Below are 240 nucleotides of genomic sequence, written 5' to 3' on the forward strand. Positions count from 1 at the left end.
CAGTTAAAATCGTTTGATAAATCGCATAAACGGCAGCGAAGCGTGGAAAAGCTGATAGAATTAAGTCGATGGCGTTCTGTTGCGTCATATATTCGTTAATACCACGTAAATAGACAGATTTAACATCGTTGATGGTGTCCTGATTTTGGTGGAATAAGCGCCAATGAGATTTCAATATGCGATAGAGGCGTGAGCGGTGATCGGGAATGGTCTGAAAAGCTTGAATACGAGCTTGATCAA

Annotated in this window: 1 pseudogene; it reads right to left on the reverse strand. The window is 41.2% G+C overall.

Features of this window, described 5'->3' with window-relative positions:
• Positions 1-240, reverse strand: a pseudogene (locus IWT5_RS12280) (ISL3 family transposase); the annotation flags it as partial.

The organism is Secundilactobacillus mixtipabuli (genome assembly GCF_002217925.1).
GTDB lineage: Bacteria > Bacillota > Bacilli > Lactobacillales > Lactobacillaceae > Secundilactobacillus > Secundilactobacillus mixtipabuli.